This window comes from Prevotella sp. KH2C16 (genome assembly GCF_900113305.1).
GTDB lineage: Bacteria > Bacteroidota > Bacteroidia > Bacteroidales > Bacteroidaceae > Prevotella.
This window is the reverse complement of sequence record NZ_FOOW01000002.1, coordinates 82716-106310: the sequence shown is the minus strand read 5'-3', so window position 1 is coordinate 106310 and position 23595 is coordinate 82716. Positions and strand designations below refer to the sequence as shown.

At 51.0% G+C, this 23595-nt stretch carries 21 protein-coding genes; 4 read left to right on the top strand and 17 right to left on the bottom strand.

Annotated features, from left to right (window positions below; translation table 11 throughout):
- Nucleotides 1–11 precede the first annotated feature (11 nt).
- The 13 genes from BM114_RS02075 to BM114_RS02015 all read right to left on the bottom strand — a co-directional run bounded on the left by BM114_RS02075 (nucleotide 12) and on the right by BM114_RS02015 (nucleotide 15604).
- A complete protein-coding gene (locus BM114_RS02075) occupies nucleotides 12–1517 on the bottom strand; it encodes a complex I subunit 4 family protein (RefSeq protein WP_092109898.1) in 1506 nt (501 codons plus the stop codon).
- A gap of 3 nt (nucleotides 1518–1520) precedes the next feature.
- Entirely contained in the window at nucleotides 1521–3488 is a 1968-nt protein-coding gene (gene nuoL, locus BM114_RS02070; RefSeq protein WP_092109896.1) for an NADH-quinone oxidoreductase subunit L, read from the bottom strand.
- 6 nt (nucleotides 3489–3494) lie between these two features.
- A complete protein-coding gene (gene nuoK / locus BM114_RS02065; protein WP_092109894.1) occupies nucleotides 3495–3803 on the bottom strand; it encodes an NADH-quinone oxidoreductase subunit NuoK in 309 nt (102 codons plus the stop codon).
- On the bottom strand, nucleotides 3800–4321 hold the full coding sequence (locus tag BM114_RS02060; RefSeq protein ID WP_092109892.1) for an NADH-quinone oxidoreductase subunit J family protein: 522 nt from the start codon (nucleotides 4319–4321) through the stop codon (nucleotides 3800–3802). The genes nuoK and BM114_RS02060 overlap by 4 nt, the downstream gene beginning before the upstream one ends.
- 6 nt (nucleotides 4322–4327) lie before the next feature.
- Entirely contained in the window at nucleotides 4328–4864 is a 537-nt protein-coding gene (locus BM114_RS02055) for a NuoI/complex I 23 kDa subunit family protein (protein ID WP_092109889.1), read from the bottom strand.
- Nucleotides 4865–4880: 16 nt separating this feature from the next.
- Nucleotides 4881–5969: an NADH-quinone oxidoreductase subunit NuoH gene (gene nuoH, locus BM114_RS02050; RefSeq protein ID WP_092109886.1), complete on the bottom strand. Its 1089-nt coding sequence runs from the start codon at nucleotides 5967–5969 to the stop codon at nucleotides 4881–4883.
- Nucleotides 5970–6013: 44 nt separating this feature from the next.
- Nucleotides 6014–7588, bottom strand: coding sequence for an NADH-quinone oxidoreductase subunit D-related protein (locus tag BM114_RS02045; protein WP_092109883.1), 1575 nt, complete (start codon nucleotides 7586–7588; stop codon nucleotides 6014–6016).
- Between the two features lie 18 nt (nucleotides 7589–7606).
- On the bottom strand, nucleotides 7607–8446 hold the full coding sequence (locus tag BM114_RS02040; protein WP_092109881.1) for an NADH-quinone oxidoreductase subunit B: 840 nt from the start codon (nucleotides 8444–8446) through the stop codon (nucleotides 7607–7609).
- Complete coding sequence (locus BM114_RS02035; protein WP_092109879.1) at nucleotides 8437–8787, bottom strand: NADH-quinone oxidoreductase subunit A; 351 nt, start codon at nucleotides 8785–8787, stop codon at nucleotides 8437–8439. The genes BM114_RS02040 and BM114_RS02035 overlap by 10 nt, the downstream gene beginning before the upstream one ends.
- Before the next feature lie 685 nt (nucleotides 8788–9472).
- On the bottom strand, nucleotides 9473–11137 hold the full coding sequence (locus BM114_RS02030) for an AMP-binding protein (RefSeq protein WP_092109876.1): 1665 nt from the start codon (nucleotides 11135–11137) through the stop codon (nucleotides 9473–9475).
- A 20-nt stretch (nucleotides 11138–11157) separates the two neighbouring features.
- Nucleotides 11158–12822: an AMP-binding protein gene (locus BM114_RS02025; protein ID WP_092109873.1), complete on the bottom strand. Its 1665-nt coding sequence runs from the start codon at nucleotides 12820–12822 to the stop codon at nucleotides 11158–11160.
- Nucleotides 12823–12995: 173 nt separating this feature from the next.
- Nucleotides 12996–14243 (bottom strand): ABC transporter permease, encoded by a 1248-nt coding sequence (locus BM114_RS02020; protein WP_092109871.1) that lies wholly within the window; start codon nucleotides 14241–14243, stop codon nucleotides 12996–12998.
- Nucleotides 14244–14395: 152 nt separating this feature from the next.
- Nucleotides 14396–15604 carry a pyridoxal phosphate-dependent aminotransferase gene (locus BM114_RS02015; protein WP_092109869.1) on the bottom strand — a complete coding sequence of 403 codons (1209 nt, stop codon included), beginning with the start codon at nucleotides 15602–15604 and terminating at the stop codon, nucleotides 14396–14398.
- A gap of 109 nt (nucleotides 15605–15713) precedes the next feature.
- Here BM114_RS02015 and BM114_RS02010 point away from each other — a divergent pair, with 109 nt between their 5' ends.
- Together BM114_RS02010 and BM114_RS02005 are read left to right on the top strand one after the other, a co-directional pair.
- On the top strand, nucleotides 15714–16211 hold the full coding sequence (locus BM114_RS02010; RefSeq protein WP_092109867.1) for a DUF4494 domain-containing protein: 498 nt from the start codon (nucleotides 15714–15716) through the stop codon (nucleotides 16209–16211).
- Nucleotides 16211–16885, top strand: coding sequence for a YggS family pyridoxal phosphate-dependent enzyme (locus BM114_RS02005; protein ID WP_092109865.1), 675 nt, complete (start codon nucleotides 16211–16213; stop codon nucleotides 16883–16885). The genes BM114_RS02010 and BM114_RS02005 overlap by 1 nt, the downstream gene beginning before the upstream one ends.
- A 64-nt stretch (nucleotides 16886–16949) precedes the next feature.
- Here the strand turns inward: BM114_RS02005 and BM114_RS02000 are convergent, their stop codons facing one another.
- Both BM114_RS02000 and lepA read right to left on the bottom strand, forming a co-directional pair.
- Nucleotides 16950–17546 carry a Crp/Fnr family transcriptional regulator gene (locus BM114_RS02000; protein WP_092109863.1) on the bottom strand — a complete coding sequence of 199 codons (597 nt, stop codon included), beginning with the start codon at nucleotides 17544–17546 and terminating at the stop codon, nucleotides 16950–16952.
- 36 nt (nucleotides 17547–17582) lie between these two features.
- Nucleotides 17583–19367, bottom strand: a complete 1785-nt coding sequence (lepA, locus tag BM114_RS01995) for a translation elongation factor 4 (protein WP_092109860.1) — start codon at nucleotides 19365–19367, stop codon at nucleotides 17583–17585.
- 81 nt (nucleotides 19368–19448) lie between these two features.
- Between lepA and BM114_RS01990 the strand changes: the two genes are divergently transcribed.
- Together BM114_RS01990 and BM114_RS14575 are read left to right on the top strand one after the other, a co-directional pair.
- Nucleotides 19449–19844, top strand: a complete 396-nt coding sequence (locus BM114_RS01990; RefSeq protein WP_092109857.1) for a hypothetical protein — start codon at nucleotides 19449–19451, stop codon at nucleotides 19842–19844.
- Between the two features lie 115 nt (nucleotides 19845–19959).
- Nucleotides 19960–20085, top strand: a complete 126-nt coding sequence (locus BM114_RS14575; RefSeq protein WP_255406400.1) for a hypothetical protein — start codon at nucleotides 19960–19962, stop codon at nucleotides 20083–20085.
- A gap of 35 nt (nucleotides 20086–20120) precedes the next feature.
- Here the strand turns inward: BM114_RS14575 and BM114_RS01985 are convergent, their stop codons facing one another.
- Together BM114_RS01985 and pheT are read right to left on the bottom strand one after the other, a co-directional pair.
- Nucleotides 20121–20861: a YebC/PmpR family DNA-binding transcriptional regulator gene (locus BM114_RS01985; RefSeq protein WP_092109855.1), complete on the bottom strand. Its 741-nt coding sequence runs from the start codon at nucleotides 20859–20861 to the stop codon at nucleotides 20121–20123.
- A gap of 177 nt (nucleotides 20862–21038) precedes the next feature.
- Nucleotides 21039–23507 (bottom strand): phenylalanine--tRNA ligase subunit beta, encoded by a 2469-nt coding sequence (gene pheT / locus BM114_RS01980; protein WP_092109852.1) that lies wholly within the window; start codon nucleotides 23505–23507, stop codon nucleotides 21039–21041.
- Nucleotides 23508–23595 lie beyond the last annotated feature (88 nt).

The following is a 23595-nucleotide window of genomic DNA, read 5'->3' as shown; positions in this document are numbered from 1 at the left end:
TATTATTTCATTTACAGACTTGCAACTGACGCAAACTGACCAATATGCTCCATAAGAGGGCCGACGGCATCATAGATGACCTCCTGTGCCCAGAACGGTGCCAAGCCAAGGCCGGCAACGCAGAATATCAATCCCGCAACGGCAATGCGCTCATCCCAAGACGCATCGTGGAGTTTCAAAAACTCAGGATTGGGAATCTTCTGATACAAGATCTTGCCGCATACACGAAGGATATAGACAGCCGTAATCACAATAGAAGTACAAGCCGCAATCGTAGCTACACGATGAAAAGTATCCGCATTCTCGAACGAACCGACGAAAATACTCATCTCGGCAACGAACCCTGAGAAACCCGGCAAGCCCAGATTGGCCAGACCGGCAATCATATAAGCTACGCCCAAGAAAGGCATGACCTTCATCAAACCACCCAGATAGCGCACATCACGAGTCCCGGCACGATGATAAATCATTCCGATAACGGCAAAGAAAAGTGCTGTCATCAAACCATGGGAAAGCATCTGAAGGATGGCACCGGTAATGGCTGTCTGCGTCATCATCAACAATGCGAAAAGCACCATGCCGCAGTGGGAAACCGAAGAATAGGCATTGATATACTTCAAGTCGGTCTGCACACATGCAGAAAGAGCACCATAAACCACCGAAATAGTTGTCAGCACAAGGAATACTGGCGCCCATGTGTCAAGTGCCTCGGGCATCAAATACATGGCGATGCGGAAGCATCCGTAGCCTCCCAGCTTCATCAATACGCCTGCATGGAGCATGGAAACTGCCGTAGGAGCACTGGCATGACCATCGGGAGACCATGTGTGGAATGGGAAAAGGGCACCGAGGACTCCAAATCCGATGAACACAAACGGAAAGAATGTCTTCTGTACTACCACCGGGATATTAGCCATGGCGGCAATCTCATTTACATTCATCGTGGTGGCACCACTTCCGAAATAAATGGCAAGGATACCGATGATGAGAAGGGCAGAACCACCCATCAGCATCAAGGTAAGCTTCATGGCCGAATACTCCTTGGCTCCCGTGCCCCAGACACCAATGAGCAGGTACATCGGAATCAATGCTACCTCGTAGAACATGAACATGGTGAACATGTCCGTAGAGATAAAGAAACCGAACACGCCCGAACTCAAGAGTGTGAACCAGAGGAAAAACTCTTTATGGTTGGGAATCACCTGCCAGGATGCGAAGGTGCCCGTAAACACGATAATAGCAGAGAGCAGTATCATGACAACCGATATGCCATCAACCCCCACGCTATATGCGATATTGAGTGGAGCAAACCAAGGTATGCTATAGGTAAAGAGCATAGGATCAGTATTGCCGGCATGACGCATCTGAACAAAAGTAACGGTAAGATAGATTGCCAGCAGAAGCAATGCGCTGGAACCTGCCACCATCACACCACGAACCTGATTCAAGTTACGGGTGAGCCAAAGGCCGACCAGCATCAGGACGGGAATTACTACAAATAATGTTAGTATACTCATAGGTTATAAAATACAAAGTAAGATTAATGTTAAGGCAACACTACCCGTAAGGAACCATACAGCATACTGACGAACATCGCCACTCTGCCAAGGACGGATGGTCTCGCCAGCCTCCTGCGTGCTCCATGCCAAGAAGTTCATGGCACCATCAACGACATGACGGTCGAACCAGGCAATCGGCTTGGAGAACAGACCGAATACAATCTTGTGCGTAAAGAACTGCCAAGCATCGTCAATATAGAAACGATTCAAGGCTGCTCGATGCAAACGCGGCATCTTTGCAGCAAGGGTGTCGGCAAGAGGCGTCTTCTTAGGTGCATACATATAAGTAGCAAGGGCTATCCCGATAACAGCGACAACAATACTTGTAGCTGCTACCTGGGTGTCCAGATGAATATGATAGGCTTCACCCGTCGCAGAGACAAAGCTGCCAAACGAGCCCCATGGATTCAATATCCAGCCTGCAAAGACAGACACGATAGAGAGGAATGCAAGAGGTCCCCACATAATGAACGGGACTTCCTTCGGACGGCGACGGTGCTCCGGATCCAGTTCATAGTAAGACTGTCCCCAGAATATCACATAGTAAAGACGGAACATATAGAATGCGGTCATACCAGCAACCAAGGTCATGAAGTAACCCATAAATGGTGAGAACTGGAAGCAAGCCGTGATAATCTCATCCTTTGAGAAGAATCCCGCAAACGGAGGAATGCCGGCAATGGCAAGACATCCGATGAGAAAACAGATGTTGGTGATGGGCATATACTTATGCAGACCACCCATATATTCCTTGAAGTTCGAACCTATAATCACGATGATAGCACCTGAGCACAGGAACAGCAGAGCCTTGAACATGGCGTGAGTAAAGAGATGGAACATGCCTGCCATGTAACCTAATCCGCCTTCATGGTTATCAAGAGCCGTACAGACGCCAAGAGCAACCAGCATATAGGCTATCTGAGAAATCGTAGAGAACGCCAAGCCTCGCTTAATATCACTCTGACAGCAGGCTACAGCGGCTGCATAGAAAGCGGTGAAGGCTGCAATATAAGCAACCCAATGCAAGGCATTCGGAGCATACTGAACCCAAATTGGGAACAGACTGGCAACCTGATAGACACCTGCGACAACCATCGTAGCCGCATGAATCAAAGCAGACACGGGGGTTGGACCTTCCATGGCATCCGGTAACCAGATATGCAATGGGAACATGGCACTCTTACCAGCACCACCAATGAACATTAGGAACAATGCCGTCGGCAAGATCCATGCTGCACCTGGCAACTTACCAGTCAAGGATGCATCAGCAGTAAGGTCGTAGTTGAATGTCCCCACATAGAAGCTATAGAACAGAATGCCTATCAAAAAGAACAAGTCGGCGAAACGAGTAACTATGAAGGCCTTCTTAGACGCATGGACTGCTGCATGCTTTGGATAGTAGAATCCAATCAGCAGATAAGAGCAAACACCCACAAGTTCCCAGAACAGATACATCTGGAAGATGTTAGTTGCCACAACCAAGCCAAGCATGGACATCGTGAAGAGAGAAAGGAAAGCATAGAACCGCTGGAAGCCTTTCTCATAACCTTCAAACTTATAGTTCTCATCGCGTTCCGCCATATAACCGAAAGAGTAGATGTGGACCATAAAGCTCACCGTAGTGATGACAATAAGCATCATCACACTAATAGGTGTGAGGCGGAAACCGATATTAAAAGTCAACAGTTCCGTAAACTTCAACCATGTGAAGTTAAACACAGTAACGGTAGGATACAAACCGTCAGCACCTCTTCCAATCTGGAAGAAATACTTGTAGGCAGTATAACAGGAGAGTGCGAATACTACGCCCAATACGATTGTGCCAATGATACCAGCTACCGGCTTTTTCATCTTCATACCGCAAAGCCCCAAAAGCAAGAAGCTCAGGAACGGTAGAAGGAGTATCAAAAACGAATAACTATATTCCATTGTCTTTTAGAATTTCATATTTTCAATACTGTTCACCTGATCACTGTGGTAGTTGCGGTAAACATTAATTATAATAGCCAGAGCTACAGCTGTCTCGGCTGCGCTGACTCCAATTGAGAAAAGAGTAAAGAACATACCCTCAAGTTGTCCCGGGTAGAGAAGACGATTGAAGACCGCGAAGTTCAGGTCGACAGCGTTCAAGACCAACTCTATGGAGATAAGCATGGCGATAAGGTTACGACGGGTAACGAAGCCAAACACTCCAATAAAGAACAACAATGCGCCAAGCGCAAGCAAACATTCTATAGGAATCATTTCTTGTCCTCCTTTCTTGCAATCATTATACCACCGATAATACATGCCAGCAAGAAGACCGAAATCAACTCGAATGGCAAAACATACTGGTATTTATCACTACCTACAAGGGCTGTACCGATCTGGCTCATAGGAACCTCTACATCTTCGACCGTTGTGAAACGGGTAATAAACTGAGACTTCAAAAACACTACGACTACCGTTCCCAGACCTACAAGTGAAATCAAGGCACCCTGGAAAACACGGGTACCCTTGAATCTTTCCACAAGTCCCTGAAGCGTATTCTTGGATACAAGGTTGATAGCGAAGATATACATCATCGTGATACCGCCCGCATAGATACTAATCTGGGCAGCTCCGAGAAATGTATAGTCAAGCAGAATATAAATGCCGGCAATGCCAAACAGGACAAACAGCAGGAATGTGGCTGCGCGCATAATCCGTGTCGTCATCACCGACAGAACAGCTGAGCCAAGAATGACTACAGCCAAAATACAAAATATTACGATATTCGCCATAATCGATTACTTGGTTTTAGTGTTAAACTTACCGATAACGAGAGGAGCTCCACCATCGATGAGGCCAGGGAGACTTCCCCCTTGATACACCTCCTTGTCGAGATGAAGCACCAGTTTCTCCCGGTCGAATACAGAGTTCTCGAAATCATTTGTGAATTCGATAGCATCAAAGTTACAAGCATTCACACAGAGCTGGCAGAACATGCAGTCGCCAAGATCATACTGGTAGTCGTCCAGTTGCTTTTTCTTGCGACCTGTTTCCGGGTCAGTCTCCATATGGGCGGTAATCTTGATGGTATCGTTAGGACAAGCCTTCTCACACATTGTGCAAGCCGTACACTTGTAAGAGCCGTCCTCATTGCGCTTGAAGACCAAGCGGCCACGATGGCGGGCACTGACATGAAGCGTTGTCTTGCGGTTCTCAGGATACTGCTCCGTCGACTTTGGCGTGAAGTACTCCTTCAGAGTGGTCTTCAGACCCACGCCAAGGGTCTTTACGCCATCGGCAATACCCTGGAAATATGTCTTTTCATTATTTGCCATTTCTATACCTTATTTATTAATGTATGTACAAACCGAAAGCTACACATACAGTCATCAACACCAAATTAACCAATGACAGGGGCATGAGATATTTCCACTCAAGCTTCAGTATCTGGTCGATACGGAGGCGAGGGAATGTCCAGCGCACCCACATCAGCAACCAAACCACCGCAAAGGTCTTGGCAAAAAACCAGACGAAACCGGGAATATAGTTCATCACATTGTCAAATGCCGCGATGCCGATGTTCAGCGGAGCCCATCCACCAAGGAATACGGTGGCTGCAATACCAGAGATTACGAAGAGGTTCAGATATTCTGCTAAATAGTAGAAGCCGAATCCCATGCCGGAATACTCCGTATGATAGCCCGCCGTCAGCTCACTTTCTGCTTCCGCCATGTCGAAAGGACCGCGGTTAGCCTCGGCGTTTCCTGCCACGAGGAACACCAGGAAAGCGATGATGGCCGGGATATGTCCTTTGATGATCAGCCAGTTCCACGGACCCGTCTGCGTTTCCACGATACCACTTACCTGCATTGTGCCCGTAAGTGCTACAGCCGCAATCAGGCAGAGGCCAAGCGACATCTCATAGGAAATCATCTGGACGGCACCACGCATGGCCGACACTACGGAGTACTTGTTGTTACTCCCCCATCCTGCGATGAAGATACCGAGCACGCCGATGGATGAAATGGCCGTAATCAGGAACACGCCTACATTGAAGTCAAGCACTAAGGCTCCCTTGTTCCAAGGCAGGAAAGAGAATGTGCCTACCGAGGCAATTATCACGAGGAACGGTGCCAGATAGTAAAGGAACTTGTCGGCCTTGTCCACCGAGAAGATTTCCTTTATCAGCATTTTCAGCACATCGGCAAAAACCTGAAAGATACCCCAAGGGCCTACGCGCATCGGGCCGAGGCGGCACTGGAAGTAGGCACAGACCTTGCGTTCCATGAAAATCAACACAATTGCGATGAGGGCATACACGATTAGGATGATGATGCCGACGACAACGCACTCAATCAGAATCGACCAGAAATCTCCAAGGCCAAGCGTCTGGCGGAGGAGGTTGTCGAACCATGTTGTTACTATACTAAAATCAAACATATTCTATTTCTTGTTTTTATCGGATTAACTTTTGAATTTTAGTATTAACGATCCAAGTCGGGAACGACAAAGTCGATGGAAGCTCCTGCCGCAACGAGGTCGGCTATCTTCTGTCCCTTCAGCATCTTGTCGAACGCGCCGACAAGTGTCAGGCCCATGGGACGCATCTTCACGCGATAGGGACTCTTGTCCCCGCGGCTCTCAAGATAGACGCCGAACTCGCCGGCACCGCCTTCCACGGAGAACCACCACTGTCCCTCGGGCAGCTTGATGATGGGCTTCTGCTTGATATAGAACTCTCCCTCCGGGATATTATCGATGAGCTGCTCGATGATGTCGAGGCTCTGGTAAATCTCGTAGATGTGAATCATGTAGCGATCCATGGAATCGCAGTTCTCGCCTACGATTTCCTTCCACTCCACCTTGTCGTACATGGCGTAAGGATGATTCTTCCGGACATCGTTGTGCCACCCTGACGCACGACCCGCCGGACCAGTAACGCCGTAGTTGATGCAGTCTTCCTGATTCATGGGGGCAACACCTTCAAGGCGCTGGTGGGTGATGACATTATCGCCGAAGACATCCAGATATTCCTGAATCATCGGACGCAGATACTTGCAGAGAGCCTTCGTATTCTCCACGAAGTTGGGGTCTATGTCGTCCTGAAGGCCTCCGATGCGATAGTAGTTCTGAATCAGACGACCACCGGTGGTCTCCTCCATGACATTCAGCACATGCTCGCGATCGCGCATACAATAGAGGAACGCGGTCAGGGCACTCAGGTCCTGAGCACAAGTACCGAGGAACAACAAGTGATTGTCAATGCGCTGGAGCTCGTCCATGATGGTGCGGATGTATTTAATCCGGTCGCTCAACTCTACGCCGAGAGCCTCTTCTATCACGCCGACGAGGGCATGACGATGATGCATGGCGCACAGATAGTTAAGGCGGTCGGTTAAAGCAAGCGTCTGGGGATAGGTCATCTCTTCCATCATCTTCTCTATTCCGCGATGGATATAGCCGAGGTGAGGATAGACATGCTTGATGGTCTCTCCGTCCACAACCGTCTGCAAGCGGAGCACGCCGTGGGTTGAAGGGTGGTTAGGACCAAAGTTTATCACGAAGTCATCATCATCGAAAAGGCGATGCCGAGTCTCCACGAGCTTGCCGTCTTCCGTCAGATTCCACTCCGCTGTCCAGTCAGACTCCGGCTCGTCAGTCGTCGGAAAGCGGTTTGCCTCCGGGCTCATGTCGAAGTCCTTGCGAAGGGGGTAACCTTCAAAATCATTCCGCATGAACAGGCGGCGCATGTCCGGATGACCGAGAAACTTGATTCCGAGGAAATCGAAAACCTCGCGCTCGAGCAGGTCGGCATCGTGCCACAGCTTAAGAACAGAAGGAATTACATAGTCCTCTCCCACTCTCTTGGCCAGCTGCTTGACCGATATGCGCTCATGAGTCTCTGTATTCTCCAGAATGTAGATACATCCCAGTCCCTCTTCGTGACCAAAGTCTTCACCTATGATCGTAACAAGGTAGTCGAAATGCTCTTCATTCTTCAACTTCTCCATTGCGCTGGAAAAGTTGTCAAATCCGAATTCTTTATTTTCTAATTTCATAATTTCTGCTTACCTTGTTTAGTTGTTACTCGGTTCGGTTGTCTCAGGTGTCCCCACAGCCTTCGGCGTCTCAGCGGCCGGCTTAGCCTCAGAGGGCTCGGCAGCGGCCACGGCAGTCTTCTGCTGCAACTCGTCGAGCTCCTGCCCGAGAGCCTCAAGGTCTTCCTTGGCAGGGGCTCCGGCTACGATGATGGGCTGCGGCTTGCCGATCTTGGCAGCATTCAGGTTTCCATTGCTGATACCATGAAGGCCTCCGAGCTGCATGCTCTCTTCCTTCTCGGCCTTGGTCATCTTGTGGTTTGCACCCCCGAAGAATTTCTCCACCTTTATCTTGCGCTGCAACTGCATCATGCCGTAGAGGATGGCTTCCGGCCGGGGAGGGCATCCTGGGATGTAGACATCCACGGGAACAATCTCGTCGATTCCGCGAACCACGCAATAGCTCTTCTTGAACGGACCGCCCGAAATGGTGCAGCCGCCCACGGCCACTACATACTTCGGCTCTGCCATTTCGTCGTACAGACGCTTGAATACCGGTGCCATCTTATTCGTTATCGTACCAGCGCACATAATCAAATCAGCCTGACGGGGAGAGTTTCGGGTTACCTCGAACCCAAAGCGCGAGAAGTCGTAACGCGCACAGCCTACGGCCATGAACTCGATTCCACAGCAGGAAGTACCGAATGTCAAGGACCACGGAGAGTTGGAGCGACCCCAGTTGATGGCCGCGTCAAGCGACCCCAATACTACATTCGTACCACCGTCGTTCAGCTCCTGAGCCATCTGCTCAAGCGTCTCATTGTCTTTGAATTCCTCGAAAGGAATGCTCTTGATAGAGGCTCTTTTTCTTACTTCCATTCCAAAGCTCCTTTCCGCCAGGCATAAGCCAGGCCAAACACTAATACCAACAGGAAGAACCCGATGCTAACGAGAGCCATCGCGCCAAACTGCTTCACGACGACTGCCCATGGATACAGGAACACGGTCTCGATGTCGAACATCAGGAAAAGGATGGCAAAGAGATAGTAGCCCACATGCACCGGCAGCCACGAACTGCCGCGTGTGGGAATACCACACTCGAATGCTTCGCCTTTTACCGGATTGTAAGACCGAGGGCCGATGAGCTTGGCGATGACATAAGCCGCCACTACCAAGGTTACAGCCGTCAGCAAAACGGTAATCAACAAAGTGAAATTCATAAAATTTTATATAAGTTATTAATTCTATTTCTTAGACCTCTGTTCGTCTTTGAGGCAATGGAAAAAGTATTTTGCCACATTCAGTTTGCAAAATTACTACTTTTTTTTCGATATAAAGAAGAGATTCGGTGTTTTTTTCTCAATTAAGTTATGCGCATGCGCGATTTTCCTTTTTCCCGCACCGGCGAATGTCTGGGAAATGCGTTCCGGAAAATGAATATCGATATAAAAGACGCACCACACATGCCCAAGGATGATTTTTATTTACAAAGCGAGCTCCACGAATGAATATTTATGCAAATGCCGTACAAGACCCCAGATAACTTTTCCCTGACCCGATGAAGCCTAAAAAAGAAAATCGCTCCTGCGGCGCTTAAGAGGCCTTGTGGCCGATGCCGTTTTTTCTGAAAATCATTTCTCGGAGAAAATCATGCTCTTTCTCGGGCAAAAAGGCGTTTTATGCAATAAAAAGGCGGCAAAAGGGAGGGAAGAAGGCAGCTTCCGGCAAGGCTTTCAGCGGTTAGCAGGCGAGTAAAAGACGGCCTTTTACCCTAAGGAAAGGCATAAACTGGATAATTATTCAGTATCGGCATATATACAAAAAATCACGAAACTCCGAATTATTTGTACAAAACAGAGTTTCGTGATGTCATTTCATCCTTCCGGGATAGTGCTTCCCGAAGGACTATTTCGTATACAGGAATCGTTTGATGCTCTTCTTCGGCGTTTTCTCAAACTCCTCGTCATGGAGACGAATCGCCGTAAGCTGGCAATAGGCTGGCAGTTCCTTGTTCAGCTCCACGCGGTTCTGCTCCATAATCTCCTCAAGGTCAGACTTGTTAAAGCCAAGCTTATAGGCCTCGTCGAAGTCTGGGAACACCAGACCGACGAGTTTCTCGTTCTCCTGGATTACCACGCTCTCCATGACAAGAGTCATAGAGTTGAGCTTGTCTTCTATCTCCTCAGGATAGATGTTCTGCCCGCTGGCACCCAGCAGCATGTTCTTGATGCGGCCTCGGATAAACACATTTCCCTCCTTGTCCATCGTCCCGAGGTCGCCGGTATGGAACCATCCCTCCTCGTCGATGGCAGCCTTCGTAGCCTCCTCGTTCTTGTAATAGCCAAGCAGGACATTAGGTCCCTTGGTGAGAATCTCGCCCGGAATATTCTCAGAATCCGTGCTGTCGATGCGCACCAGCTGATGCAGGGCAGCCCTGCCGCAGCTTCCGGCCACGAAGGTGGAATAGTCCGAATAGCAGATAATCGGCGCGCATTCCGTGGCCCCATAGCCCACGGTATACTTGAAGCCTATCTTGTGGAGGAACTGTTCCACCTCCTGGTTGAAGGCAGCACCGCCTATAATGACTTCATAGAAGTTCCCGCCGAAGGCCTCCGACACCTGCTCGCAGATGCGCTCATAGACTTTCTTGCTCACCACGGGCATGTTCATCAGCAGCCTAATCTTGCTGTTCTGAATCTTCGGGAATACTTTCTTCCTGATAATCTTCTCTATGATGAGCGGCACGGCTATGATGACACGGGGCTTGACATCCGCGAAAGCCTGCGCAATGATGGCAGGACTCGGCACACGGGTCAGGTAGAAGATGTGGCAACCGGAGAGAAACTCATAGATGAACTCAAAGGCCATGCCGTACATATGGGCCATCGGGAGGATGCTGATTACCTGATCGCCCGCATGGAGATGGCCGCCGAGCACATGCTTGGCAAAGTCGGCATTGCTCCACATCGCCCGATAGGGAATCATCACGCCCTTGGAGAAGCCCGTGGTCCCGCTGGTATAGTTGATCATCGCCAGCTCGTCAGGATTCTGTTCACGGTAATACTTCACATGTTCCTTGCGGAAATACTTGGGATATTTCTGCCCGAACATCTCGTTCAAGTGCTCACGGGCATAGGTGAGCTTGTCGGTTCTCGACACCACAAGCGAGTAGTCCGGAATATAGATGATGCCTTCCAGAGCCGGCATCTTCGTCGCGTCGACCTGCGTGGCCACTATATCGCCCACAAAGAGGAACTTCGCCTCACTGTGGTTCACGATGTTATGAATCTGGTCGGCAGTAAACTCATGGAGGATGGGGACGGCTATCGCACCATAGGTAAGCGTCGCGAGAAAAGCACAGGCCCACGCCGATGAGTTCCGCCCGCAGAGGGCAATCTTGTCGCCCTTGGCTACTCCCCCGTTTTCAAACAGAATATGGAGCTTCTCTATCTTACGGGCCACATCATGATACTGCAGCGTAATTCCCTTGTAATCCGTCAGTGCGTCATGATCCCAACAATCAATGATTGCCTTCTCAATCAACTCGTTGAAACTTGGAATTTCCATCATAGCATTTAATATTTGGATTTTCAGACCGCATCCTGATACAGATAGCGCTTGATGCTCTTCTTGGGAGTCTTCTCAAACTCCCTGTCGTGCAGCTGTATCACGGCTATCTTGCAGAACGGCGGCAACATTTGGTTTAATTCTAAACGATTCTGGTTCATTACATTCAGCAAGTCCTCTTCCGAGAAACCCATCTGATGAGCCTCCTCCATATCGGGATGGACGAGGGCCACAAGCTCCTCGCCCTTCTGCAGGATGAGGCTTTCACTCACCATTGCCATCGAGTTGAGCTTGTCTTCTATCTCCTCCGGGTATACATTCTGACCATTGGAACCCAGCAACATATTCTTGATGCGGCCACGGATAAACAGGTGTCCGTCAGGGCTCATCGTGGCCAAGTCGCCCGTGTGGAACCATCCCTCGTCGTCAAGGACAGCCTTCGTGGCCTGTTCGTTTTTATAATATCCCTGCATGACATTGAGTCCGCGGGTCCATATCTCACCTGGAACATTTTCCGGATCACCACTCTTTATTATCACTTCCATGTGCTTTGCCGGCGTGCCGCACGACCCACTCACAAAGTCCATGTGGTCGCTATAGCTGATCATGGGGGCTGTCTCGGTGGTTCCATACCCCACGGTTACGGGAAACTCTATGTCTCTCAGGAACTGTTCGATCTCTTTGTTCAGGCTCGCCCCGCCTACGAGAATCTCATAAAGGCTGCCTCCGAAAAGTTCCTTAACGCGCTGGCAGAGCAGCATCTTAATCTTCTTGCCGATGACGGGCATGCCCATGAGTATCTTGTAGCGGCTGTCAAGCTCGGGAAAGACCTTCTTCCGGATGATCTTCTCTACCACCATAGGCACAGATACCACGATGGCTGGCTTGATTTCCATACATGCTTCCTGAATCAGAGAGGGGCTCGGAAGGCGAGTCAGGAAGTATAAGTGGTTACCGGCGGTAAACTGAAGCAGGAATTCACAGGTCAGCCCGTACATGTGAGCCATCGGGAGGATGCACAGGCAATTGCTGTCCTTGGGAATGTGAACTCCTATCGCCTCACTCAGATAGTCGATGTTGCTCCACAGGGCGCGGTAGGGAATCATCACGCCCTTCGAGAATCCCGTGGTTCCGCTGGTGTAATTGATCATCGCAAGCTCGTCGGCCTTGTCGACATAATACTTCACATGCTCCCTTCGGAAGAACTTCGGGTAACGGTGGCCGAACATTTCGTTCAGATGTTCACGAGCATAGGTGAGCTTTTCGGAGCGCGACTCGATGAGTGAATTGTCGGGAAGATAAATCACGCCTTCCAACTGAGGCATCTGCGCCACATCTATCGTGGGAGCCACCACATCGCCCACGAAGAGCAGCTTGGCATCACTATGGTTTACGATATTATAGATCTGGTCGGGGGTAAACTCGTGCTGTATGGGCACGATGACGGCCCCGTAGGTTACCGTTGCCAGAAAAGCCACGGCCCACTGGGCACTGTTGCGGCCGCAGACGGCAACCTTGTCTCCCTTCTCTACCCCGCTGTTCTCAAACAGGATATGGAGTTTTTCTATCTTACGAGCTACATCATGATATTGCAGCGTAGCTCCCTTGTAGTCGGTGAGGGCATCCTTGTCCCAGTTGTTAATGATACTTTGTTCAATATATGAGTTAAAGCTTAGTATTGACTCCATTGCACAATCTTCAAAATTCTGTGCAAAGATACGGCCTTTCCTGCACATTTCAAAAAATTATGTGCAATATTTTCAAACGGAATGTGATATTTTAAGTTTTTCTTTCAAACTGCACACTCTGCTCGAATGTGCATTGTCCGATATGGCATTTTTAGTTTTCCATTTGGCATCCATCACTCATAACGCATGCTCCGGGCGGGATGTATGTGCGAAATAAGATAGCTCGGGGCTATCAGCACGAAGACACTCACGATTAGGGTGGCGATATTCAATAATATTATAAGAGGTATATTGATTTCCACAGGGACGGTGGAGACATAATAGGTGGCGGCGTCGAGCTTGACGAATCCCGTGAATTTCTGAAGCAAGATCACCCCCAAACCAATAACATCGCCCAAGAGGAGTCCTTTTCCGATGATGAAGGCCGCAAACCAGAGGAAGGTATGACGAATCGTGCGGTTGCGTGCACCCAGTGCTTTGAGCACTCCAATCATCGTCGTACGCTCCAGAATGATAATGAGCAGGCCGGAGACCATCGTAACGCCGGCTACGGCCATCATCAAAGCGAGGATGATCCACACATTCATGTCGAGCAGGTCGAGCCACTTAAAGATGCCCGGATTGATTTCCTGGATGGTTCGCGAAGAGTAAGTCTCGCCATAGCGGTCGACGGTGCGGTTCACCTTTTCTATGAGTATGTCTTCGGTTTCCTGCAACTTCGTGAAGTCGTTCACGGCGAGCTCTGCCCCCGAAGCCTGGTCGTCCTCCCACCCGTTGAGCTTCCGGGCAGTATAGAGGTCTATGAAGCAGGTAACCTTGTCATAGGCCGACAGATTGGTCTGATAGATGCCCGCAACGGTAAACCTGCGGGTGCGGACGCCGTTGTGGTCGATGAAATACGCAAAGAGCTTGTCGCCTACCTTCAGATAGAGCTGGTCGGCCATCGTCTTCGAGACGAGCAACTGGCTTCCGCTGGCTGTGTCGGAGAACTTCGGAATAGAGCCCGCCACCATGTTCTGATGGATGAAAGCGGAGTCAAACTCAGGCCCCACGCCCTTGAAGGCCACGCCGAGGAAGTCGGAATCGGTCTTCAGGATGCCCTGTTTGACGGCAAAGCGTTGCACATGCTTCACTCCGGCAGTCTTCCTCAGCACCTCCATCATCGAGTCGTTCATCTGGATGGGATACTGCTCGCCCCCCTGAAGGGTCATGAAATCACCTACCTGAATATGACTCCCGAAGCCGATGACCTTGTCGCGGATGGTGTGCTTGAAGCCGAATACCACGCTCACCGACAGGAGCATGACCGCCAGTCCGATGCCCACGCCGACGGTGGCAATGCGGATGGCAGGACGCGAGACTTTGCGTTTGTCGCCCTGGTCGCGATAGATTCTTCTCGCTATGAATAACGGTAGGTTCATATTTCTTTCTTCTTTTGTTTCCTTTTAGCGGCTGTCAGTCTGACAAAATCGGCGAAATCATCCCACAAAATCGGCGAGATTGTCCGACGAAATCGCCGATTTTGTCATCCTCCCGGCGGCATTCTTGTCTTCAGATGGCACCCCCTGCTCCCCTATTCCGAGTCCAAGACCCTGCCGGGATATGCCTCAAGGGCTTTCCGGAGCACCAGAAGTGCCCGCTCAAGGTCATCTCTCTTGAGCACATAGGCCATGCGCACCTGGTCGCGTCCCAGTCCCGGCGTGGTGTAGAAGCCGGCGGCGGGAGCCATCATCACAGTCTCGCCCTCATAGCTGAACTCCTCCAGACACCAGCGGCAGAACTTCTCGGCATCGTCCACGGGCAGTTTTGCCACCGTATAGAACGCTCCCATCGGGATGGGAGAATAGACTCCCGGAATGCGGTTGAGCCCGTCTATGAGCACCTTGCGACGCTCCACATACTCCTCGTAGACATCCCGGTAATACTCTTCGGGGGCATCCAGCGACGCCTCGGCCACGATCTGCCCGAGGAGGGGCGGCGACAGGCGAGCCTGGCAAAACTTCATCACGGCCTTCCTCACGGCCTCGTTCTTAGTGATCAGCGCCCCGATGCGGATGCCGCACTCGCTGTAGCGCTTCGACACGGAGTCTATCAGAATCGTGTTCTGCTCGATTTCCTTCAGGTGCATGGCACTAATATAGGGGCTGCCTGTATAGATATACTCCCGGTAGACCTCGTCGGAGAAGAGATAGAGGTCGTATTTCTTCACCAAGTCGCGAATCTGGTTCATCTCCCGCCGCGTGTAGAGGTAGCCCGTGGGGTTGTTCGGATTACAAATCAGGATGGCCTTCGTGCGCTCGTTGATAAGCTCCTCGAACTTCTCCACATGAGGCAAGGCGAAGCCCTGCTCTATCGTGGTAGTGAGCGTTCGTATCTTTGCGCCTACCGAGAGGGCAAAAGCCATATAGTTGGCATAGGCCGGCTCGGGGATAATAATCTCGTCTCCGGGGTTCAGGGTGCTCATGAAAGCGAAGAGCACGGCCTCCGAACCACCGGCCGTAATGATGATGTCGTCGGCCATTACATGAATGCCATACTTCCTATAATAGTGTGTAAGCTTCTCACGATAGCTCTCATAGCCCTGCGACGGGGAGTATTCCAACACCTTGCGGTCTATGTGCCGCAGGGCGTCGAGCCCGCATTGGGGGGTCGGGAGGTCGGGCTGCCCTATATTCAAATGATACACCTTGACGCCCCGCGACTTGGCAGCCCGAGCCAGAGGGGCAAGCTTTCGGATGGGCGATTCGGGCATTTCCTGCCCTCGGAGTGATATATGAGGCATTGCTTCGTTCGTTCTGATTTGATTGCAAAGTTACTTATTTTTTTCTACACAGGTATCGGTTTCAGAAAAAAAGACTACCTTTGCAAGAGCAAAAAACAAAAAACAGACTATGAGAAGTAGAACATCAAAATGGTTCGAGGCGTCCGTCCGCTATGAGAAAACCATGGAAGACGGCATGCAGAAGAAAGTTACGGAACTCTATGTGGTAGATGCCTTCACCTTCGGCGAGGCCGAGGAGTCCATCACCCGGGAGATGTCTTCATATATCAGCGGCGAGTTTGAGGTGAAGAATCTCAATCCCGCCACCTACGGCGAGATATTCTTCAGCGACAGGGACAGCGACGACCGCTGGTACAAGACGCGGCTGCAGTTCATTACGCTCGACGAGAAGACCGAGAAGGAGAAGCGCACAGCGGTAAGCTACCTCGTGCAGGCCGGTACTATCAACGGGGCCATCAAGAACATCGACGAGGTCATGGGGGGCACCATGATAGACTATGTCATCGCCGGAATCACCGAGACCAAGATCATGGATGTATTCGAGCACAAGGCAAAAACAGAGCAAAAAGAAGACAACGAGAAACCTGAATACGAGGAGGGAGAATAATGGAAGTCGATGTCGCAAGGAATCTACACGAGGTGCTGGGCAACTTGCCAGAAGGCGTTAGATTGGTTGCCATCAGCAAATTCCACCCCAAAGAGTATATAGAGGCTGCCTACGGCGAGGGCCAGCGCATCTTCGGCGAGAGCCACGAGCAGGAACTCAAAGGCAAGGTGGAGGCTCTTCCGAAAGACATCGAGTGGCATTTCATCGGCCATCTGCAGACCAACAAGGTGAAATATATTGCTCCCTATATCGCCATGATTGAGGCCGTGGACTCGCTGAAACTGCTCAAGGAAATCGAGAAGCAGGCCGCAAAGCATGACCGCGTCATCAAAGTGCTCCTGGAACTGCACATCGCGGAAGAGGAAACCAAGTATGGACTCACGCTCGAGGCTTGCCGCCAGCTCTTAGATGGCGGCGAATGGCGCGAGCTCAGGCATGTGCAGATCTGCGGACTCATGATGATGGCGTCGAATGTGGACGACGAAAGCCAGATTGCGAGGGAGTTCGACGAGGCGTCAGACTTCTTCCGCGAAATAAAGGCAAAATACTTTTCCGACGACCCGGAGTTCAAGGAACGGTCGTGGGGGATGAGCCACGACTACCGGATTGCCGTCAGGCACGGCTCTACAATGGTACGGGTGGGAACCACAATCTTTGGGCCCCGCGTCTATTAGAAATGAGATTTGAAATCAAGAAAACGAAACAGGAGCATACGGTCGTCTGCTCCTGTTCTTATATCTAACCCTTCAATGATGCCGTACGAACGCGGCTGAGCGTCTCCGGCGTCATCTGCAAGTAGCTTGCGATGTAGACCAGAGGGGCACGCAGAATAACCTGCGGCATCAGTTTGCACAGCTTCTGGTAACGATCCTGGGCCGTCTCGAAACGCACGAGGTCAGCATGCACCTGAGACAAAATCAGGCTTTCCTCCAGAATCTTGCGATAGAGAATCTGAATGTTGCTATTATGGAGGGCCACCTGTTCCAACTTGTCCTTCGGCAAGGAGTAAATCCAGGTCTGCTCCAAGGCCTCTACCTGTATTTCCGTGGGCTTCTCCCTGAAGAGACTCTCAATGCACATCACGATGCCACCCTCGGTCGCAATGTGCTCCGTGAGTTCCTTCCCGTTCTTGAAATAGAACTGGCGGGTCATGCCCTTGGCTATATACATGATGTCCTTGTCGATGTCTCCCTCCGAGAGAATCATCTGTCCCTTGAGATATTTATGCGGCACGAGGATGCTCTCCAGCAAGTCAAGCTCATCATGAGTCATGGTGCTGTACTTGCGGGCCAGCTCTCTTGCCACATCACGGGTGTTGTTTGTAACGGAATCCATGGTTATATTTTTCCTCCTTGATATATAAGATTTTAGTTAATCCAGCTTCAATACGGCAAGGAATGCCTTCTGCGGAACCTCCACATTGCCGATTTGTTTCATGCGCTTCTTACCCCGTTTTTGCTTCTCGAGAAGCTTGCGCTTACGGGAGACATCACCGCCATAGCACTTGGCCGTAACATCCTTGCGCACCTGCTTCACAGTCTCCCGGGCCACGATCTTGGCACCTATGGCTGCCTGAATGGCAATGTCGAACTGCTGACGCGGAATGAGTTCCTTCAGTTTCTCGCACATCCTGCGCCCCAGCGTGGTAGCATTGTCCTGATGCGTGAGTGTCGACAGGGCATCCACGGGCTCACCGTTCAAAAGGATATCGAGCTTTGCCAGCTTCGAGGGACGGAATCCCGAGAGGTGATAATCAAACGAGGCATAGCCCTTGGAGATGCTCTTCAGCTTGTCGTAGAAGTCAATGACGATTTCGCCGAGCGGCAGCATGAAGTGCAGTTCGACACGATTTCCGCTCACATACTCCTGCTTGATGAGTTCTCCACGCTTGTCCAGGCAGAGCTTCATGATGGGACCGATATAAGTGGAAGCCGTGATGATGGATGCCTTGATATAAGGTTCCTCAATATGCTCGATGAGTGTCTGGTCGGGCAGCCCTGACGGATTATGCACTTCCTTGGCATCGCCGTGCTTGTCGTAAACCATGTAGCTCACATTCGGCACCGTGGTAATGACATCCATATTGAACTCCCGGTCGAGGCGTTCCTGTATGATTTCCATATGCAGAAGCCCGAGGAAGCCGCAGCGGAAGCCGAATCCCAAGGCTACGGAAGACTCCGGAGAGAAAGTAAGGGAGGCATCGTTGAGCTGCAGTTTCTCAAGACTCGCCCGCAGATTCTCATAGTCATTGGGGTCTATGGGATAGACTCCGGCAAACACCATGGGCTTCACTTCCTGGAAACCGGCAATAGCCTTGAGGCAAGGGGCATCCACATGGGTAACCGTATCGCCGACCTTAACCTCGGTGGCGGTCTTGATTCCGCTGATGATATACCCCACCTCGCCGGTCTCGAGAACCGTCCGGGGCACCATATCCATCTTCAGCACGCCTACTTCATCTGCCGTATACTCCATTCCGGTATTGAAGAACTTCACCTTGTCGCCCTTTCGGATACTCCCGTTAAGCACCTTGCAAAGCGTGATGATGCCGCGGAAGCTGTTGAAGACAGAGTCGAAGATCAGGGCCTGCAGAGGCTCTTCCGGGTTGCCCACAGGAGCAGGGATGCGCCTGACTACGGCCTCGAGGATGTCCCGCACCCCTTCGCCGGTCTTTCCCGAAGCCCGGATGATGTCCTCCCGATCGCAACCGATCAGGTCGACAATCTCATCCTCCACCTCGTCGGGCATGGCCGAAGGCATGTCTATTTTGTTGATTACGGGGATAATCTCAAGGTTATGGTCAATGGCCATATAGAGATTGCTGATGGTCTGGGCCTGAACGCCCTGGGTGGCATCCACGACGAGCAACGCTCCTTCGCATGCCGCGATGCTGCGCGACACCTCATAAGAAAAGTCTACATGCCCCGGAGTGTCTATCAGATTCAGTATATAGGTGTCTCCGTTATCGGCCTTGTACTCCATCTGAATGGCATGACTCTTGATGGTAATTCCCCGCTCGCGCTCCAGATCCATGTTGTCGAGCATCTGGCCGGCCGTTACCTGTATGGTCTTGGTGTATTCCAGCAGACGGTCGGCAAGCGTAGACTTGCCATGGTCGATATGGGCTATGATGCAGAAATTCCTTATGTGATTCATGAAAAATATTTTCTTTAAGTCGCAAAGATAATCATTTTTTCGCAGATTCTTGTTACCTTTGCAAAAATTAAACATGATTTCATGAAAAAAAACATCATTCTTCTGCTCGCCGTTTTTCTCTTCGGAGCATGCCACGAGAGTCTGCAAGACCGGGCGGAACGCGAGGCGAAGGAATACACCCGCAAGAACTGCCCCACCCCGGTGAACAATTTCCAACGCACGGACAGCATTGCCTTCGACCGCACCACCAACACCTATCACTACTACTGCTCGTTCACCGACAAGCTGGATGACAAGACGACAGTCGAGAAAATTCGCGGCCAGCTGCACGACGGACTGCGAAAAGGCATCAAGGAGTCGACCTCCCTGAAGGCTTACAAGGACGCCGGATTCAGCTTCTCATATACCTGCCGTTCGGCAAAAGACCCGAAGACCGTGCTCTACGAGGAGACTTTCACGGCACAGGACTATCAATAGGAACTTCTCCCGCAGGCCTTTCCGTTTTCCCATAACGGCCAGAGCCTTCACGCCCAGAAACCGGGAGGAAAACCGGAAGCCTTCAAAAAGGAAACAAAATCGGCGATTTTGTCGCATGATTTCGCCGATTTCGTCAGACAAAATCGGCGATTTTGTCAAGCAGATAGCTGCTGAAAGGAAGACGGGGCTCAACCTCCCGGGAAACGGAATCACGCAAGACAAAACCGCAGGCTTCATCTGAAGCCTGCGGTTTTGTCTTATCCGAAAGACGAATCTTTAGCCCTCTTCCTCAACGGAAGGCTTCATATTGGTGTACACATTCTGCACATCGTCAAACTCCTCGAGTTTCTCCACCATCTTGTCGATGGTCTCTCGCTGTTCCGGAGTTACATCCTTGAGGTCGTTAGGGATGCGGGTAAACTCGGCGCTGGCAATCTCGTATCCGTTTTCCTCGAGATATTTCTGGATGTCGCCGAAGCTGGTAGGCTCACCATAGATGGTGATTTCCCCGGCCTCCTCGTCGTCATCATACTCGTCGTCCACCCCAAAGTCTATCAGTTCCAGAATCAGATCGTCCATATTCATGCCCTCTTTCTTCTTGAAAGTGAACACGCATTTATGGTCGAAAAGGAAACCCAAGGAGCCCTGTGTGCCAAGGTTGCCGCTGAATTTATTGAATACCGAGCGGACATCAGCCACCGTGCGGGTCGTGTTATCCGTAAGGGCGTCGACGAAGACGGCTATTCCATGAGGACCGTATCCCTCGTAGGGCACCTCCTTGTATTCGCTGGTGTCCTTGCCCATGGCGTTCTTGATGGCACGCTCGATATTGTCCTTAGGCATGTTCTCGCGCTTTGCGGTCGCAATGACGGCACGCAGCGTAGGATTGTTTTCCGGTTCCGGACCGCCCGCCTTGACGGCAATGGCAATCTGCTTGCCCAGTTTCGTGAATGTCTTGGCCATGTGGCCCCATCGTTTCAGCTTGGTTGCTTTGCGATATTCAAATGCTCTTCCCATAATTTGAAAGGTTGCGAAGAAGCCTTACCCAGTCTCTCCGCCAGGAGAGTTCCTGTTTTCAGGAGCGGTTTCGGCAAGACTTTCTTCCTGTTTTAGTTTTATAGTTGTTTGATTCTTAATTAAACCGCAACAGAACTTTGTCCCTTGCGGGTAAAATAGGGGGCACCGGGCTCAGGCTTATCTGAGCTCTGCGTTCAGCTGGGTGGTGAGGTTCTTGATGAGTTTCTGCATGATGGCGTCGATGGACTTGTCGTTAAGGGTCTTGCTGTCATCCTGAAGAATGAAGTTAACGGCATAGCTCTTCTTGCCCTCTGGCAGGTTCTTGCCTTGATAGACATCGAAGAGCTCCACCTTTTTCAGGAACTTCTTCTCCGTCTGACGGGCAATCTGCTCGATCTGGGCAAACTCTATGCTACTGTCTAAAAGTAGCGCGAGGTCGCGGCTGACAGCAGGATACTTGGAGATTTCGGTATACTCGAGCTTGTTCTTGCGCACCGACTTCATCAACAGACTCCAGTCGATTTCCGCATAGTAGACATCGTTTTCGAGATCGAACATCTTCAATATCTTGCGGCTCAGGATGCCCATCTGGGCGATGGTCTTTCCTCCCCGGTTCTTGACAGCCAGTCCCTTGGAGTAGATGTTGTTGTCGGTCTTCTCCTGAACAGTCATGTTCGGAGTGAGTCCCACACGCGCAAAGATGTTCTCCACATAGGCCTTGAGCTCGTAGAAGCTGCTCGCCTCGTCGGGATGAGCCCATGAGCCCTGGACGCGCTTGCCCGTAAGCCAGAGCCCCAGACGATAGTCTTCGCTGTAAGCCTTGGCCGGATTCTCCACATCATGCTTCTCGGGCGAGAACTGATAACAGTTGCCCACCTCGAAGAACTTCAGGTTTGCGTTCTTGCGGTTCACATTCCGCAGGACGCTTTCCAGCCCTCCGAAAAGCAAGGTCTGGCGCATCATGCCGAGATCGGCACTCAACGGGTTCATCACCCTCACGCTCTTCTCCCACGGATAGTGGTTGAAAGCGGTATTCTCATAGTAGGATACCTTGGTAAGGGAGTTGTTCATGATCTCGTTGAAGCCGCATCCCACGAGCTGTTCACCGATGACGTTCTGCATGTGATACTGCATATCCTCCTCGCCCTGGACGGTGAGGGACGACTTCAACTGCGTGGGAATCTCCACATTATTATATCCGTAGATGCGCAAAATTTCCTCCACGACATCGCAGGGACGGCGCACATCTACGCGATAGGTCGGTATTTCGAGGTCCAGCCCCTGCTTGTCTTCGGCCAGCACCTTCATCTCGAGGCTCTCGGCAATGCTCTTGATGGTGTCGTGTCCTAAGCTCTTGCCGATGAGCACATCGCAGTAGCCATAGTCCAGACGAACCTTAGCCGGTTCAATGGGCTCTGGATAAACATCCTTAATCTGCATGCTCACCTTGCCGCCGGCAAGCTGCTTGCAGAGGATGGCAGCCTGCTTGAGCGCATAGACCACACCGTTGGGGTCGATGCCACGCTCAAAACGATAGCTGGCATCGGTGGAAAGGCCATGGCGGCGCGCACTCTTGCGAATCCATGTGGGATGGAAATAAGCACTCTCGAGAACCACATTCCTCGTGGTCTCATAGGTACCGGAGCCCTTGCCGCCGAAGATTCCCGCGATACACATAGGCTCCTCGGCATTACAGATGCTCAAATCGTGCTCGCCGAGCTCGTGCTCCTCTCCATCAAGGGTAACAAAACGGGTACCCTCTGGCTGGGTGCGAACCACGATCTTGTGCCCCTTCACCATGTCGGCATCAAAACAATGCATGGGCTGCCCGTAGGCCATCATGATATAGTTGGTGATGTCCACGATGTTGTTGATGGGGCGCAGGCCGATTACGGACAGCCTGTCTTTCAGCCACCGTGGGCTTTCCTTGACCTCGCAGTCCGTGATGCTCAGGCATGCATAGCGCCTGCAGGCTTCCTGGTTCTCTATCTCCACCTCAATCGGAAGGTTCTCGTCGTCTACCTTGAAATCGTCGCAGGAAGGACGATGCAGGCTTGTCTGATAACCGTTCTGTTTCAGCCAGGCATAGAGGTCGCGGGCTACGCCATAGTGAGAGAGGGCATCCGAACGGTTGGCGGTAATGTCTATCTCTATCAGCCAGTCGCTCTCGAGATGATAGTATTCAGCAGCAGGCGTCCCTACCACCGCATCCTCCGGCAGCACGATGATTCCTGCGTGATCAGTGCCTATGCCTATTTCGTCTTCGGCACATATCATGCCGAAGCTGTCTACGCCACGAAGCTTGGACTTCTTGATGGTGAACTCCTTGTCGCCATCATAGAGTATGCAGCCGAGATCGGCAACGATGACCTTCTGTCCGGCAGCAACATTCGGCGCTCCGCACACTATCTGCTGCGGCTCGCCCTTGCCCAAGTCTACGGTAGTTACATGCAGGTGGTCGCTATTAGGATGAGCCTCGCAGGTGAGCACTTTGCCCACATAAAGGCCCTTCAGCCCGCCCTTGACGGACTGAACTTCTTCCAATGCATCGACCTCAAGCCCCGTAGAGGTGAGTGCATCCGCCACCTCCTGCGGCGTCAGGTTGAAATCTACATACTCTTTAAGCCATTTATAAGAGATATTCATTATGATGAAATTTTATATTTGTTCCAAAAACTCCGCAAAATTACAAAAAAATCCGCTAACGGCAAAACTCATCTTTATTTTTTTATAT

Coding starts and splice junctions, on each gene's coding strand:
- BM114_RS02040 (WP_092109881.1), bottom strand. CDS start 8,446: ATGGAAGTAAGAAAAAGAGCCTCTATCAAGAGCATTCCTTTCGAGGAA.
- BM114_RS02045 (WP_092109883.1), bottom strand. CDS start 7,588: ATGAAATTAGAAAATAAAGAATTCGGATTTGACAACTTTTCCAGCGCA.
- BM114_RS02005 (WP_092109865.1), top strand. CDS start 16,211: ATGGAAGTCGATGTCGCAAGGAATCTACACGAGGTGCTGGGCAACTTG.
- pheT (WP_092109852.1), bottom strand. CDS start 23,507: ATGAATATCTCTTATAAATGGCTTAAAGAGTATGTAGATTTCAACCTG.
- BM114_RS02055 (WP_092109889.1), bottom strand. CDS start 4,864: ATGGCAAATAATGAAAAGACATATTTCCAGGGTATTGCCGATGGCGTA.
- BM114_RS02025 (WP_092109873.1), bottom strand. CDS start 12,822: ATGGAGTCAATACTAAGCTTTAACTCATATATTGAACAAAGTATCATT.
- nuoL (WP_092109896.1), bottom strand. CDS start 3,488: ATGGAATATAGTTATTCGTTTTTGATACTCCTTCTACCGTTCCTGAGC.
- BM114_RS02075 (WP_092109898.1), bottom strand. CDS start 1,517: ATGAGTATACTAACATTATTTGTAGTAATTCCCGTCCTGATGCTGGTC.
- BM114_RS02010 (WP_092109867.1), top strand. CDS start 15,714: ATGAGAAGTAGAACATCAAAATGGTTCGAGGCGTCCGTCCGCTATGAG.
- nuoK (WP_092109894.1), bottom strand. CDS start 3,803: ATGATTCCTATAGAATGTTTGCTTGCGCTTGGCGCATTGTTGTTCTTT.
- BM114_RS02030 (WP_092109876.1), bottom strand. CDS start 11,137: ATGATGGAAATTCCAAGTTTCAACGAGTTGATTGAGAAGGCAATCATT.
- nuoH (WP_092109886.1), bottom strand. CDS start 5,969: ATGTTTGATTTTAGTATAGTAACAACATGGTTCGACAACCTCCTCCGC.
- BM114_RS02060 (WP_092109892.1), bottom strand. CDS start 4,321: ATGGCGAATATCGTAATATTTTGTATTTTGGCTGTAGTCATTCTTGGC.
- BM114_RS14575 (WP_255406400.1), top strand. CDS start 19,960: ATGATTTCGCCGATTTCGTCAGACAAAATCGGCGATTTTGTCAAGCAG.
- BM114_RS02035 (WP_092109879.1), bottom strand. CDS start 8,787: ATGAATTTCACTTTGTTGATTACCGTTTTGCTGACGGCTGTAACCTTG.
- BM114_RS02000 (WP_092109863.1), bottom strand. CDS start 17,546: ATGGATTCCGTTACAAACAACACCCGTGATGTGGCAAGAGAGCTGGCC.
- BM114_RS01985 (WP_092109855.1), bottom strand. CDS start 20,861: ATGGGAAGAGCATTTGAATATCGCAAAGCAACCAAGCTGAAACGATGG.
- BM114_RS02015 (WP_092109869.1), bottom strand. CDS start 15,604: ATGCCTCATATATCACTCCGAGGGCAGGAAATGCCCGAATCGCCCATC.
- lepA (WP_092109860.1), bottom strand. CDS start 19,367: ATGAATCACATAAGGAATTTCTGCATCATAGCCCATATCGACCATGGC.
- BM114_RS02020 (WP_092109871.1), bottom strand. CDS start 14,243: ATGAACCTACCGTTATTCATAGCGAGAAGAATCTATCGCGACCAGGGC.
- BM114_RS01990 (WP_092109857.1), top strand. CDS start 19,449: ATGAAAAAAAACATCATTCTTCTGCTCGCCGTTTTTCTCTTCGGAGCA.